The sequence below is a fragment of the Brevibacillus daliensis genome, from assembly GCF_021245735.1.
GTDB lineage: Bacteria > Bacillota > Bacilli > Brevibacillales > Brevibacillaceae > Brevibacillus_B > Brevibacillus_B daliensis.
The window spans coordinates 79267-94171 of sequence record NZ_JAJISB010000028.1 but is presented as its reverse complement, the minus strand read 5'-3'; the positions used below and the strand labels follow the sequence as shown (position 1 = coordinate 94171).

The 14905-nt window shown below is 41.7% G+C and carries 16 protein-coding genes; 1 reads left to right on the top strand and 15 read right to left on the bottom strand.

Going from position 1 to position 14905, the window contains the following annotated elements; genetic code table 11:
- Window positions 1-372: 372 nt before the first annotated feature.
- From lysS to LM917_RS18100, 12 genes are all read right to left on the bottom strand, one after another.
- Window positions 373-1902, bottom strand: a complete 1530-nt coding sequence (gene lysS, locus LM917_RS18155) for a lysine--tRNA ligase (RefSeq protein WP_232699107.1) — start codon at window positions 1900-1902, stop codon at window positions 373-375.
- Between the two features lie 104 nt (window positions 1903-2006).
- Window positions 2007-2483 carry a transcription elongation factor GreA gene (gene greA / locus LM917_RS18150; RefSeq protein WP_232699105.1) on the bottom strand — a complete coding sequence of 159 codons (477 nt, stop codon included), beginning with the start codon at window positions 2481-2483 and terminating at the stop codon, window positions 2007-2009.
- Between the two features lie 217 nt (window positions 2484-2700).
- Entirely contained in the window at window positions 2701-3729 is a 1029-nt protein-coding gene (gene dusB / locus LM917_RS18145; protein WP_232699103.1) for a tRNA dihydrouridine synthase DusB, read from the bottom strand.
- Between the two features lie 35 nt (window positions 3730-3764).
- Window positions 3765-3980: a helix-turn-helix domain-containing protein gene (locus LM917_RS18140; RefSeq protein ID WP_232699102.1), complete on the bottom strand. Its 216-nt coding sequence runs from the start codon at window positions 3978-3980 to the stop codon at window positions 3765-3767.
- Window positions 3932-4462 (bottom strand): 2-amino-4-hydroxy-6-hydroxymethyldihydropteridine diphosphokinase, encoded by a 531-nt coding sequence (folK, locus tag LM917_RS18135; protein ID WP_232699101.1) that lies wholly within the window; start codon window positions 4460-4462, stop codon window positions 3932-3934. Before folK ends, LM917_RS18140 begins: the two co-directional genes overlap by 49 nt.
- Window position 4463: 1 nt before the next feature.
- Complete coding sequence (gene folB, locus LM917_RS18130) at window positions 4464-4829, bottom strand: dihydroneopterin aldolase (protein WP_232699100.1); 366 nt, start codon at window positions 4827-4829, stop codon at window positions 4464-4466.
- Complete coding sequence (gene folP / locus LM917_RS18125) at window positions 4822-5982, bottom strand: dihydropteroate synthase (RefSeq protein ID WP_232699111.1); 1161 nt, start codon at window positions 5980-5982, stop codon at window positions 4822-4824. The genes folB and folP overlap by 8 nt, the downstream gene beginning before the upstream one ends.
- Window positions 5983-6028: 46 nt before the next feature.
- Window positions 6029-6871: an aminodeoxychorismate lyase gene (pabC, locus tag LM917_RS18120; protein WP_232699098.1), complete on the bottom strand. Its 843-nt coding sequence runs from the start codon at window positions 6869-6871 to the stop codon at window positions 6029-6031.
- An 89-nt stretch (window positions 6872-6960) separates the two neighbouring features.
- Window positions 6961-7545: an aminodeoxychorismate/anthranilate synthase component II gene (gene pabA / locus LM917_RS18115; protein WP_232699097.1), complete on the bottom strand. Its 585-nt coding sequence runs from the start codon at window positions 7543-7545 to the stop codon at window positions 6961-6963.
- Between the two features lie 2 nt (window positions 7546-7547).
- Window positions 7548-9077, bottom strand: coding sequence for an anthranilate synthase component I family protein (locus tag LM917_RS18110; RefSeq protein WP_232699096.1), 1530 nt, complete (start codon window positions 9075-9077; stop codon window positions 7548-7550).
- 209 nt (window positions 9078-9286) lie between these two features.
- A complete protein-coding gene (cysK, locus tag LM917_RS18105; RefSeq protein ID WP_232699095.1) occupies window positions 9287-10219 on the bottom strand; it encodes a cysteine synthase A in 933 nt (310 codons plus the stop codon).
- A gap of 91 nt (window positions 10220-10310) precedes the next feature.
- Complete coding sequence (locus tag LM917_RS18100) at window positions 10311-11192, bottom strand: peptidyl-prolyl cis-trans isomerase (RefSeq protein ID WP_232699093.1); 882 nt, start codon at window positions 11190-11192, stop codon at window positions 10311-10313.
- A 206-nt stretch (window positions 11193-11398) separates the two neighbouring features.
- On the opposite strand from LM917_RS18100, the gene LM917_RS18095 reads away from it, so the two are divergent.
- Window positions 11399-11668: a GNAT family N-acetyltransferase gene (locus LM917_RS18095; protein WP_444876693.1), complete on the top strand. Its 270-nt coding sequence runs from the start codon at window positions 11399-11401 to the stop codon at window positions 11666-11668.
- Between the two features lie 321 nt (window positions 11669-11989).
- Here LM917_RS18095 and hslO read toward each other — a convergent pair whose 3' ends face one another.
- From hslO to LM917_RS18075, 3 genes are all read right to left on the bottom strand, one after another.
- Window positions 11990-12868, bottom strand: coding sequence for an Hsp33 family molecular chaperone HslO (hslO, locus tag LM917_RS18085; RefSeq protein ID WP_232699091.1), 879 nt, complete (start codon window positions 12866-12868; stop codon window positions 11990-11992).
- Between the two features lie 325 nt (window positions 12869-13193).
- Window positions 13194-13505, bottom strand: coding sequence for a winged helix-turn-helix transcriptional regulator (locus LM917_RS18080; RefSeq protein ID WP_232699090.1), 312 nt, complete (start codon window positions 13503-13505; stop codon window positions 13194-13196).
- Window positions 13506-13845: 340 nt separating this feature from the next.
- The gene (locus tag LM917_RS18075) at window positions 13846-14787 is read right to left on the bottom strand and encodes a sigma-70 family RNA polymerase sigma factor (RefSeq protein WP_232699089.1); all 942 of its coding nucleotides are present in this window, start codon (window positions 14785-14787) and stop codon (window positions 13846-13848) included.
- Window positions 14788-14905 lie beyond the last annotated feature (118 nt).

Sequence of the window (14905 nt, the reverse complement as noted above, 5' to 3'; positions counted from 1 at the left end):
TGTTTCATTCAAACATTTCACTGTTCAGTTTTCAAAGAACAACAACTCTTATATTATATCAAAAACTCAATTAGTTTGTCAACATCTTTTTTCGGAAGCGACTTAATCAATTTACCACATCGAGTTATTTGATGCAACACTTTTTTTCGAAGTGTTTTTTGTTATTTCGTTATGTCCTCGGTGAGAACATTTATAACTATAGCATATCGATCTATAATAAATCAATACCTTTTTTCGTTTATTTTAAAAAAGATTTAGTGTAATTTAAAAGCGAAACATGACGATAAACAACTTCCTTATGATAGGCATGTGAAACGAAAAAAGCAACCAGAGAACTCTCTCCAGTTGCTTTTTTCTGTTGAAAATACTATTTTAAGCTCTGCCTTTATCACGCATGTGCGGGAACAGCAGAACATCACGGATGGACGCGGAATTAGTTAGTAGCATAACCAAGCGGTCTACACCGATTCCTAAACCACCTGTTGGCGGCAAACCGTATTCAAGAGCTTCGATGAAGTCATCATCCATTTCATGTGCTTCATCATTACCAGCTGCTTTTTCTAGCATTTGCGCTTCAAAGCGCTGACGCTGATCGATTGGATCATTTAGCTCTGTAAACGCATTTGCGTGTTCTCTAGCTACAATAAATAACTCAAAACGATCCGTAAAGCGCGGATCTTCCTCATTCTTTTTAGCCAATGGGGAAATTTCCACTGGATGTCCATATACGAAAGTAGGTTGAATAAGCGTTTCTTCAACTTTTTGCTCGAAGAACTCATTTACAACATGTCCAAAAGTATGGTGCGGTTCAACATGAATACCATGTTCCTTCGCAATACTGCGCGCCTCATCATCACTCATCTGTTTCCAGAAATCCACACCTGTTTGTTCTTTAACCAAATCAACCATGTGAGCACGTTTCCACTCTGGTGTCAGGTCAACTTCTTGTCCTTGATACTCGATTTTAGTAGTACCCAGTACTTTTTGAGCGATATGAGCAACCAGATTTTCCGTTAATTTCATGATATCTTTGTAGTCCGCATACGCTTCGTACAGCTCAATCATGGTAAATTCCGGATTGTGGCGGGTAGAAATACCTTCATTACGGTATACGCGACCAATTTCATATACTTTCTCAAGACCACCTACAATCAAACGTTTCAGGTGAAGCTCGATCGCAATACGCATATAAAGCTCCATATCCAGAGCATTGTGATGAGTTACGAATGGACGAGCAGAAGCACCACCGGCGATAGCGTGCAATGTAGGTGTTTCCACTTCCAAATAACCCAGATTATCCAGGTAACGTCTCATCTCAGTTAAAATACGGCTACGCATCATGAATGTATTACGAACGTCAGGATTTACGATCAAATCAACATAACGTTTACGGTAACGAATTTCTACATCTTTTAGTCCATGGAATTTATCAGGAAGCGGACGAAGCGATTTGCTAAGGAATACTAGTTCTGTTGCTTTAACGCTAAGCTCACCTGTTTTTGTTTTAAACACAACTCCCGTAAGACCAATAATATCGCCAATATCGCTTAGATCAAACACACGATAGGTATCTTCCCCTACTCCGTCTTTACGTACATAGATCTGGATTTGACCTGTACGATCCAACAGTTGAGCAAAACTAGCTTTACCCATTGCACGTTTCGCCATCAGACGACCCGCAATTGTAACAACATGGTTTTCTTCTTCAAGCTCTTCTTTTGATAGTGCATTGTACTTCTCAACAATATCGTGCACGTTGTCCTTCTGCTCAAAACGTTTACCGAACGGATCAATACCCCATTCGCGTAACTGGTTCATTTTATCGTGACGAACCTGAAGCAATTCATGTAGCTGTTCTTCTTGTTCTACTTCTTCTTGGTGTTGATTTTCTTCTCTAGCCATTGTTATATGTCACTCCTTAAACCGCGCTGCTACTCCCAAAAAATAGGTTTATGGCGTACCCTCTAAACGATAGGTACGCCTCTTAATCAAGCAACGTTAGCTTTTTATAATGTAATATCAAGAATTTCGTATTGGATCACGCCTGCTGGTACGTTTACGTCAACAGTTGAACCTTTAGCTTTACCTAGAAGCGCCTGACCTACAGGTGACTCGTTAGAAATCTTGTTATTCATTGGATCAGATTCCGCTGAACCTACAATAGTGTATTCTACAACATCGCCAAACTCTAGGTCTTTCAAACGAACAGTAGCACCAACGTTAACAACGCCTGTATCTACATCTTTATTTGTAATGATACGAGCATTGCGCAACATTTTTTCTAGAGTAAGAATACGCCCTTCAATGAACGCTTGTTCATTTTTCGCTTCCTCATACTCAGAGTTTTCACTAATATCACCAAAGCTGATCGCTTCTTTAATGCGAGCAGCTACTTCTTTACGCTTTACTGTTTTTAATTCTTCTAGCTCGTTCTCTAACTTAGCTAGACCTTCTGGTGTAAGAATAACTTCTTTTTCAGACATCTTAATTCCCCCGTTTTTCAATTTTAATCCTATTGGATAAAAAGCCCAAAGGATTATATGTAGATACCTCACAAAATATACAAGGAGGTAATCGTTTTCTTTTTACTGAAAGTGAGTGGGTCATAGGGAAAGCTGCCAGAGATGTTCTGGCAGCTTCACTTATATAATACGATGAATTATAGGATATGAAAAAAGGGTTGTCAATGTTTCATTTCCATTATAAGGTAAAAGATGCTACCTCTTCCTTTTCATCATTCTTGGATTCGTCAAATTCACCTTTATCAAGCCACTCTGCATATTCTATAAGCACATTACGTAGTTGCTCCTGGGTTTCAACAGCATTGATCAGATTCTTAGTAGGAGTAGATCCTTTTAAACCCTTCAAATACCAAGCAGCATGTTTACGCATCTCCAGTATGCCTACTCGAGGTCCTTTTAATGCGACTAAACGGTCAGCATGTAATAAACAAATCTCGATCTTTTCTCTGGCTGTCGGTTCCGCACCCAATTCACCCGTTGTTAGGTATTGAATTGTACGATACAGCATCCACGGATTCCCCAGAGCTGCACGACCAATCATTACCCCGTCGCAACCAGTCGTATCCAGCATGCGCTTCGCATCCTCAGGGGAAGATACATCCCCGTTACCAATAACAGGAATATTTACAACTTCCTTTACTCGACCGATCCAGTCCCAGTCTGCTTTCCCTTTGTACATTTGTACACGGGTACGAGCATGTACGGAAACGGCTGCACCACCTGCACGTTCTACCGCTCTTGCATTATCGAGCACGAATAAATGATCTTCGTCCCAACCGAGACGCATTTTAACCGTAACTGGTTTGTCTACTGCGTCAACCACAGCTGATACAACCTCATAAATTTTCTCTGGATCAAGCAACAATCTGGCACCGGCATCGCAGCTTACGATTTTTGGTACAGGACAACCCATGTTTATATCAATAATGTCGGCATTTGTGTTCTGGTCTACATAAGTAGCCGCTTCAACCAACGTCTTTTTGTCTCCACCAAAAATTTGCAAGCTAAGCGGTTTTTCGCGCTCATCCACATATAACATATCCAATGTTCTCTGGTTCCCATGAACAATCGCCTTATCGCTCACCATCTCAGCACATACTAATCCTGTACCGAATTCCTTGGCAATCAAACGAAAAGCGGGATTACATACTCCAGCCATTGGAGCCAAAACTACATTGTTTTTTAACTCAATGTTTCCTATTTTCATTTATTAAAAACCTCCTCGTTCGAAGGAAACCTGCCTTACTCTTTTTTATTTATAGCACATAATTCTTCATAATCAACTTGTAAAGTGTTGGCTATCTTTCGTAACACTACTTCTGTAGAAGGTTTCGTCCCTCTTTCTAGAGTACCAACGAACGACAGAGATACACCCATTTCGTCAGCAAGCTCCTGTTGTGTAAAGCCCTTTAATTTTCGGAACGCTCTAATTCGGCCTCCCAGTCTAATGTCCCCCATCTAAGTACCCCCTGTGTTTCTTCACAACGTTTCAACGCTTCATCTATCGTTACACCCGTTCCAATTATCGTCCCTTGCCATAACTCTCGAAGCGGCACAAGCACAAATGCCCGATTTACCATCTCCGGATGAGGTATGGTTAAAGTAGGGAGAATAATTTGCTCTTCCCCATATAGAAGGATATCAATATCGATGAGGCGCGGTCCCCAACGTTCTTTACGTACACGTCCCAGCTCCTTCTCAACACGAAGCGCTTCTTCGAGAAGGTCCAGTGCGCCGAGCTCAGTCTGTAATTCGGCTACGATGTTGAGAAATGCAGGCTGTTCCGTATAACCGACTGGATCTGTTTCGTAGATGTAGGAGAGGCGTTTTACCATGATAGCAGGATGAGCGTTCAATTCCAAAATTGCCTGCATCAGCATATGCTCCCTTACTCCCTGATTGGAGCCTAGTGAGATGAAAACTGTTACCCCATCCTTCATGCTAGTTATTCACTCTCTTTCGTACCATTTCGATTGCAACAGATTGATAATGACCTGCAATTGGTGGATCAGGTTTGATTACTTTTGCCTTTACTTCCTCCAATGGGAAATCTGCTAGTAGTTGTTCACAGATACGTACAGTTAATTTTTCTACGAGCTGATGACGTTCTCCTTCGACAATCCCTTTAACCGTTTCATAGATGTCAGCATAGTTGACGGTATGCTCCAGATTATCGGTTTCGGCAGCTTTTGACAAGTCTAGAGATAGTTCCAGATCAACATAAAAACGCTGACCAAGTTTCGCCTCTTCCTTAAATACTCCGTGATAGCCATAGAAAGCCATTTGGTTAAAATAGATTTTATCCATGAAAATCAGCCCCTTTTTTCATTGCATCCATCATTGTGGCTACTCGCTTCATATGTGCTACATCATGCACCCTTACGATATGGCAGCCTTTTTCAATCCCTAGAGCAACGGTGGCTGCTGTACCTTCTACACGCTCATCGACCGGTAGATCAAGTACTTTACCAATCATCGATTTGCGAGATGTAGCGAGCAGTACCGGATACCCAAGAGCGACCAGATCCTCCAGGCGTCGCATGGTTTCCAGGTTTTGTTGCAGGTTCTTGGCAAATCCAATTCCAGGATCGAGGATGATATTCTCCTCCCTCACGCCTGCCTCCCTGACAAGTTGAACAGACTCCTGCAAATCACGCATATAATCTGCAAAATAATTCGTATAATCAAGTTCTACACGGTTATGCATGAGAATAATCGGAACATCGACTTCCGCAGCTACTTGAGGCATAAGTGGATCTCGCTTCGCCCCCCACACATCATTAATAATATGGGCACCAGCATTTATTGCTTCCTTCGCTACCTGCGCCTTATACGTATCAATAGAAATTGGAACCTCAATCTCCTTGGATAATCGCTCAATAATAGGCAAAACACGTGTCAGCTCTTCATCGAGACTAACAGCAGCAGATCCTGGTCTGGTTGATTCACCGCCTATATCAATAATGTCTGCACCATCTGCCACCAATTTTCTGGCGTGGTTCATTGCATTTTCAATAGAAGTAAACTTACCACCATCGGAAAAGGAATCAGGTGTCACATTTAAGATACCCATGATGAGTGTACGCTCTTGTAAAGGAAGAGAAAGATTTTTGCAAAGAATTCTTTCTCGTTGGCTCAGCTTCTCTTGGCGTTGTAGTATTTCACTGATTTCCTGACTAAGGGAAATCATTTCATTTTGACTATCCCATTGTTTAAGAATGCCTGACCACGCTTCCTTACTTGCTACTAATAAACCGCAGGCGGACTCACTCTCATGTTTACTAATAAAGGCTTTTCCACCCGCAAGCTGTATACTTTCTTTTACCTGCCAGGTACAAGAAAAAGGAATATTCTCAACACGGATAGCCATTGTTTGTAGATCACTTACACGTATTGTCGGAAACTCTACTGCCATATTTCTTATATCTGCAGAAAGTACCATATATGAATTATGTTTCATCACTATGCTCATACTCCTTCTGTCCTTATCTAGGGCTCAGGTAACTTTATGAAGAGTGGATTAACGCCCGATAGGCTTCATGCAATAGACTGGTTGTTTCGCCATAAACTTGCTTAACAGGTTGATCCTCTACATACGATACAGGAACCAGCTCTTGAATGGAGTTCGTAACAAATACTTCATCCGCTTGATACAAGCTCTCAAGCGAAAAATAACCTTCCTTAACATCAATTCCTCGTTGTTTTGCTAATGTGATGACGGTTTTTCGTGTGATTCCTGCAAGCAAGGGGGTTTTTTCAGAAGGAGTATACAGGCTTTTATTTTCTACCCAAAATATGTTGCTTACTACACCTTCGCAAACATGACCTTCCGTCGTCAGAAATAGCCCTTCCACATGAGGATCCGCTCCAATTTCTTGTTTGGCCAGCAAGCAGTTTAAATAATTGTGCGATTTAAAGCGCTTGAGACCTTCCTTCGATTGCCTTGGAAAAGAAATAACCTGCAGTCGCTTGGCTACAGGAGGCACTCTGATTGGAGTAACGGGCTTTACAAAGATGTACAACAACGGATTCTTATATTCATCAGCATGAAGACCAACTCCTTGATCTCCCGCAGTTATACTTAGGCGAACATAGGCATCTTGCAAATCGTTACGCTCAAGTGTCAGCATGATCGCTTCTTGCAACTCATGTGTAGTCCATTTCGAACGGATGTTAAGACTAGTTAGCCCATCTTGCAATCGTGTAGCATGCTCTTCCCACAAAAACAGTCTTCCGTTGTAAACCCGTATCGTTTCAAATAAACCAATTCCATATAAAAATCCGTGGTCCATAGCTGGTACTGTTGCTTTTTCTGCAGGTACAAGTTCGTTGTTTGCATAAATCCACATACACACTTCGCTCCCGCCATCAGGTAAAAACCGCCAACGTGTCGTGCTGGCGGTTTGTTATTTATTCTTGTATGAAAATGATCCTTTTATTAGGCTTGCAGCTCTTTAGAATAGGTGAGTAAGAAGTTATGCAGCATCTGCTTTCCATGTTCAGTAATGATTGATTCCGGATGGAATTGCACACCCTCAATAGGAAGTTTGCGATGGCGCACAGCCATAATCTCACCTTCAGCTGTTCTTGCGGTGATTTCCAGCTCCCGAGGAATAGTTGTTTCATCAATGATTAGTGAATGATAGCGTGCAGCCTTAAATGGAGACGGTATCCCGCTAAAAATCGTTTTACCATCATGAATGATTTCAGATGTCTTACCATGCATTAGTCGATCAGCTCGAATAATGTTGCCTCCGAAAACCTGTCCGATAGATTGATGTCCCAAGCAAACGCCAAGGATCGGAATTTTTCCCGCAAAATAACGAATAACATTCATGCTAATACCCGCCTCATTCGGAGTGCACGGACCTGGGGAAATCATAATGTAATCCGGGTTCATTTGCTCTATTTCATCTAATGAAATCTTATCGTTGCGAAACACACGAAGTTCCTGACCTAGTTCACCGACAAACTGCACCAGATTGTACGTAAAAGAATCATAGTTATCAATCATAATAATCATGCTCAGCTCTCCTCTTGGCATTTATGCCTCTTCATCTCAAATTCTTCACTCAGCTCAACTGCTTTCCACATTGCCTCTGCTTTTTTCAATGATTCATGATATTCTGCTTCTGGTTCTGAATCGATCACAATACCTGCACCTGCCTGGATATATCCAATCTGATCCTTCACGACCATCGTACGAATAACGATGTTTAATTCCACATCCCCATCAAAACCAAACCATCCAATCGAACCGGTGTACACACCTCGCTGTACTTTCTCCAATTCCTCGATGATTTCCATGGTACGTACTTTAGGCGCTCCTGTTATCGTGCCCCCAGGAAAAGCTGCTGCTATCGCATCGAACGCATCCTTGTCGTCATCCAGCTCTCCCTTTATATGAGAAACGATGTGCATCACATGAGAGTATTTTTCGACCACCATCAGCTCGGTTACTTCGACGCTCCCATATTTGCAAACACGCCCCATATCGTTTCGTTCTAGGTCAACAAGCATCACATGTTCAGCCCGTTCCTTCTCGTTCATCAAAAGCTCTTTCGCTAACGCTTCATCTTCCTCATCCGTCTTACCTCGAGGTCTGGTTCCTGCGATAGGACGAGTGCTCACTTCACCCTGCTGTACTTTAATCAGCAATTCTGGTGACCCTGAGACAATTTGAAATTCTGGAAAATGCAGATAGCCCTTGTATGGAGATGGGTTCAGTTTACGCAACGTCTCGTAAACAGCGTCAGCAGAGACTGCTAACGGGGCACTCTGACGTACGGACAGATTCACTTGGAACACATCGCCAGCGGCAATGTATGCCTGAATCGCACGAACTGCCTCTTCGAATTCTTCTTGTTCGAACGAAACGTCTACCTTTTCAGGTGTAGATAACGGTTTTTTGCGTAATTCTTCCCAGTTCTGATCAGATGTAACTGCTTGTACGTTACTCAGTTTTTCAGAAAGATGCAGTAGCCGCTCGGCTGCCAAATTGTATTCAGATTCATCCGCTTCTGCAGAAACATGCGTCAGTAAGAAGCACTCTTTCGTATCATGATCAAAAGCAATCAGGTCTTGGTATATCATAACATACAGCTGTGGAAGCTGTAAGTCATCTATTGGTAAATGCTGTAAAGAATGCTCAAAATGGCGATTCATTTCATAACTAAGATAACCCATGGCTCCACCTGTAAAATCAGGCATTCCAGAGATATGTGGTGTCTTGTAGGCTTGCAGTTGGTCTCGTAAAACATGCAAGGGACTCTGATTCAGTATTTTTTCACTGGAAACACTCCCCTGTTTGGACCACTTCTCTACTACCGTCTCACCATTCTTGCTCATTACACGCAGCAAGGGCTCATACGCTAAGTAGCTGTATTTTCCCGCGCGTCCGCTCTCCAAAAGAACACTCCCTGTTAGATCGGAGTGCAACATGCGCAAACTCTCCAATGGGTCTATATGTGCCCCCCATGGCATGCGATAGGCAAGCGGTACTTGCCGAAACCCACGTCCTATTCTGGATAGTTCCTCGTATACAGGAAATAACAACTTGATTCACACTCCACAACAATCTATTATCGCTGAATGATTGTACTATATCATGGCAGAGGTTAATTAGAAAACTTGGCTTTGCAAAGCCTCTGGCGCAGGCAAAGTCTTAGTTGCACTTATGCAGATAAGAATTTTTATAAATTCTATCTGTAAAAAAAAGAAAGTGACCTCCCAGCATCAGGAGGTCACTTTTTACATTCTTTTGTCTAGTCTTCAAACTGATATAGCGGTGTGGACAGGTAACGTTCACCGTTACTAGGAATAATTACTACTACTTTTTTACCTTTTCCAAGACGTTTCGCTATATCTAAGGCAGCGGCAATAGCTGCCCCTGAAGAAATGCCTCCGAGGATTCCCTCCTCTTTCGCTACACGACGAGATGTTTCGAACGCTTTCTCATTTTCGATCGTAATGATTTCATCATAAATCTTCGTATCCAGAATCTCTGGTACAAAACCTGCACCAATCCCCTGGATTTTATGAGGACCTGGCTTACCACCAGATAAAACAGGAGAAGCTGCAGGTTCTACAGCAATAATTTGTACATCAGGATACGTTTCTTTCAGTACCTGACCTACGCCAGTAATCGTACCACCCGTACCAATACCCGCAATAAAAGCATCAATTCCGTCCAATTCCTTCGCTTGTTCCAACAGTTCTTTCGCTGTTGTGTTGCGGTGAACCTCAGGGTTAGCTGGATTGTTAAACTGTTGCGGGATAAAATAGCCTTTATTTTCACGTGCTAGCTCTTCCGCCTTACGGATCGCCCCACCCATTCCTTCTGAACCTGGTGTAAGGATCAGCTCTGCTCCATAAGCTCGAAGCAGATTGCGTCGTTCTATACTCATTGTTTCCGGCATAACTAGAATGGAACGGTATCCTTTTGCTGCCGCCACCATCGCAAGTCCAATTCCGGTGTTACCGCTGGTAGGTTCAATAATAATATCGCCAGGTTTAAGTGATCCGTCTTGCTCAGCCGCTTCAATCATAGCGAGCGCAATACGATCTTTCACGCTACTTCCAGGATTAAAAAACTCCAGTTTCAGATAAATATCAGCCAAGTCATCTGTAACTACGCGATTCAACTTCACTAATGGGGTATTGCCGATCAGTTCTGTTATCGATTGTGCTACACGCATGATTAATGCCCCCTCAATATAATAACCGAGTAATTTGCTAGGATTTATAGGTTATTATATCAAAACATATAATTTTCCGTCAATGCAATGTTTAACTTTTCCCGCCCAAATTTGCAGCTTTTCGCAGACGGTTCAAAATCTCATCAAATGATTCCGCCTTTGCTACTGCCATATCTTGAAAGACTTGTTCTTTTGCCTCATCAAATATTGGTTGAACCGCCTTCGTTCTTGTACTTACCTTAAATATTGCATAACCCTTCTCTACAGGTACAGGAGAACTTACTTTGTTAATCTCCAGACCTTTAAGCATGGTTCTCTCCTGCTCATCAAAAAAATCACTTGTCACCGGTACAAGACCAATCTCTCCGCCTCTACTTGCTGTCGCATCGTCACGTGAACGATTTTTAGCCATTTCACTGAAGTCAGCACCATTGTCTATCTTTACCTTCAGTTCTAATGCTTCCTCTTCTGTCTGCACCACGATTCTAAAGAGATGTACCTGCCCCGGCTGATAATAATCCTCTTCATGCTTATGAAAGTATGATTTCATCTCTTCATCACTTATCTTTACACCATTCGTCGCTATTTTCTTCAATAGTAATTGATAACGTACATCATCTTTTATCTGATCATCGTCTGGGAGTTGTGTAGGATCTAATACTCCCGCTGAATCCTTATTTACCAATAACCTTGCTTTCACTTGATTAAATTCCGTTTCGATTTGCTCATCAGAAACAATCAAGTTATTTTGTTTTGCTTCCTGAAAAACAAGCTCTTTGTTAATCATCTGAGCTATAGTCTGCTCACCATATCGTCCATTCATCTCCGCAACCAGCTCGCTTTTGGTTATCGTTGTTGAACCCACCTGTGCTACTTGCGTCAAACCTACACCCTCATACCATGCTCCCATCATTACCAAGAGAAGGACCGTCATTCCACCCACCAAGTACCACAATAAACGGATATTCCGCATCTACTTACCACTCCATTCTTTTGCGTGATTGGAACCATCTCTAAAAGTACGAAAATGACCCAGTATTTTCCTGCTGTCTGAATAAAGAAATGAGCGACATATTACTACAGAGATGACATTCTTAGTAAGGAGGATTGTCGTTTTCAATGTTGAAATTTGTTTGAGACAAATCTGAAAGGCATAAAGAATATGGGGGTTACGGCACGATTAGATTTGCAAAGGAAGAGGATCTAGAGCATATTCTCGAGATATACAATGATGCCATTTTACATACAACAGCCGTTTATGATTACAAGCCAACTACCCTTGAAAATCGAAAGCAGTGGTTCTTATACAAACACAAAGAAGGATATGCTACTTTACTTGCTGGGATTGATTCTACAAATGAAAAAAGTATACATTTGCATGAGAAGCTAGGCTTTCCACATTCAGGTACAATAAGAAAAGCTTCTATCGAAGTCTTTCGGAGAAGCTAGTCATTCCTTAGCGGATGTTTTTCATGCATATCAGGAAGTGACCCTTCGAAGTTTATACTTTCTGATACAGTAAAAAAGCAGGATAACAAATTCGGTAGATGGTTAGATCTTGCCTTTTATCAAAAAGAGTTGGCAGGACCTGAAATACCAACAGAGGAATAAGGGATCTTGCGACATATGCCTTATTTGCCGCATAATTTTAGAACAATCAATACGAAGCTAAACGGCAACAAGCCCTCTCAACCAGTGTGAGTACTGGCTAAAAGGGCTTGTTTAGCTTACCTATTATATCGTCTGCTATTTATAGCGAATAATCGTTACTTACCTACGCAGATCATCAATAATTTCTTGAAGGTCATTTTCATCAAACTGATAGTGCTCGTTGCAAAAATGGCAATGAACTTCAGCTTTTCCGATTTCCTCTTTCATGCTTTCCAGTTCATCAGCTCCAAGACTGTATAGCATACTCCCTACTTTTTCTTGGGAGCAACCACAATTAAAAACAAGCTCCAGCTTGCTATGAATGACTGGCTCTTCCAACACACGTCCAATTAGTTCTTCCGGTGTAACACCTTCAGCGATCAAACGAGATACCTGTGGCAGTTCACTGATACGCTTTTCAATAGAAGTAATAATTTCATCCGGCGTACCTGGCAATAACTGAAGAATGAATCCACCTGCTCCAATAACGGAGTGATCTTCTGGATTCACCAGTACTCCCACACCAACTGCCGATGGGGTTTGTTCTGAAGCGCTGAAATAGTAACTGAAATCTTCACCAATCTCTCCAGATACAATCGGTACACTCCCTTGATACGGTTCACGCAAACCCAAATCTTTGGTTACAAATAAAAAGCCATCCGTACCCACAGCACGACGAACATCCAGCTTGCCCATGTCATTTAAGTCAAAGTGTACATGCGGATTCGTAACATAGCCTTTAACCTCACCGTTGGCATTAGCCTCCGCAATAATATTTCCAATCGGACCACCGCCGCTAATCTTAACAGCAATGCGATCATCGCCTTTTAACATAGCCCCCATCATGGAAGTAACAGTAATTGTACGTCCCATTGCAGCACTGGCTGTATTCCACATATCATGACGCCTGCGAATTTCTTCTACAATTCCAGTAGTACGTGCGGCAAAAGCGCGTACATGTCCGCCAAAGCCTGTTGCTCGAATTAAATAATTATTCATTGCAAAATCCTCCTTGCCTTCCCTATTAACCTCATACCAGATGAAAAACCGTTACAGATGCCGCTACTATTTTTTTAGCGATAGGCCTAACTAGAAGTAGGCCATGCTCTTGTAAATGTTTTTCATGCGTATGCGGTTGTTCTATGATGCTTACACGTAAGAAAAACTTCAATTGAAGTCTTCGAAGGAGCTGGTTCTTCTTTAGAGGATGCTTTTCATGCGTATAAGGAAGTGAAGCCCTGAAGTATATACATCCTGATACAGTAACAAAACTCCCGCATGTCTTAAGCAGGAGTCTCTATTCAGCCCTATGCTATCCTATTAATCAATCTACCCAAGATTCAGCCCAAATTTGCACGGCATCCATTACTTTTTGTAATCCCTTACCCTTTTCAGTCAGTTCATACTCAATACGTACTGGTGTTTCTGGATAGACATTACGTGTCAAAATACCAGCGGTTTCCAGTTCCTTGAAGCGTTCTGCCAGCATACGATCACTCATGCCGGGGATCATTTCTGATATATCCTTAAAACGTTTCGGTCCTGATAGTAACACGCTGATGATTAAACCCGTCCATCGTTTACCCAGTAATTCAAAAGCTGTTTCAAATTTAGGGCAAAGTTGGTGATCACCCATCATCTATCACTCCCTTGTGTGAAGTATTTTACCATAGTTACTTAATTTAAATAAGTATTGTGGTTGTATATAACTTTTTTCTGTGAAAAACGTCTCGACATTTTTCAGTAAATTGGATGTGACCGCTTGCGGTCCAACAAAACGGTCATGACCGTTTTGTTTCTTTATTGTACCACTATTAACTGTTTATTCCATATTACCATCATACGAACGTTTTTAAATTTAGACAATAAGTTAACTGAATTTTCCTTCAATTATAGATAACAAAAAGGAGCAACAAACATGCTCTTCCATGCCTGGCTCCTGGTTATAAGATTATCTAGGCTTGTCATCATCGAGTTTAAGATAGGTACTCCATCAGGCTTCGAGAACTCTTTTGTTTACGAAGTCGCTCAATGGTAGTTGCCTCTATCTGGCGAATACGTTCCCGGGTAAGCCCGAAAATTTTGCCCACTTCTTCTAGCGTATACACCTGATCATCATACAAACCAAATCGCATAGCAATAATTTCTTGAGATCTTGGATTCAAAGCACTTAATGCATCAAATACCTGGTCGCGCAGGTCAACTCTCTCAATCCAATCATCAAGAGATGACTCTCCATCATCAACAATCTCTGCATAACTTAGTAATTCTTCGTCCTCTTCCCATTGAACTTCTTCATCTGGGTGTTCATCAAACGATTCCATTTTAATCAGCAACGCATACTCAATCGATTCCACTTTTTCCAGTGGGATTTTTAAATAATCAGCAATTTCCTGTCGATCAGGATTGCGATTTAACAGATGAGCTAGTTGCATGACTTTCTTTTGATATAAACGAATTTGTTCATGCATGTGTACTGGTATACGAATAAGACGACCCTTATCACTAATTGCTCGCGTAATGGCTTGAGATATCCACCAATGCGAGTAGTGATATAAACGGACGCCTCTGGTAATATCGAACTTTTCAATTGCAGTGAATAAACCTATCGTTCCTTCTTGAATCAGGTCAAGAAACGGCATTCCTTTTTTCAGATGACGAAGTGCAGTGTTCACAACGTACCGAAGATATGAGCGTACTAAAATCTCGCGAGCTTCAAGATCTCCATCGCGCTGATAGCGAACAAGGTATTCAAATTCCTCATCTTTATCCAACATGGGTGTAGCAGCAACGTCTTCCAGAAACAACAATGCAGAAGTGTCCGTTTTTAAAGATTTGGGGACAACAATCCCCAATTGCTTCTCAACTTCTCGCCACCGTCGGGCACAATCTTGGAAAGAGGTGTGACTCATAGTCATGTGCAACCCTCACTTCATCGGAAATAGAAATATTCAGTTAACTCCTGTTGTCAAAGTGGTTCTACTTCTATAACCTTTATGTTATCAGAATAGGAAGCAAAAGGTGAACATATTTTTC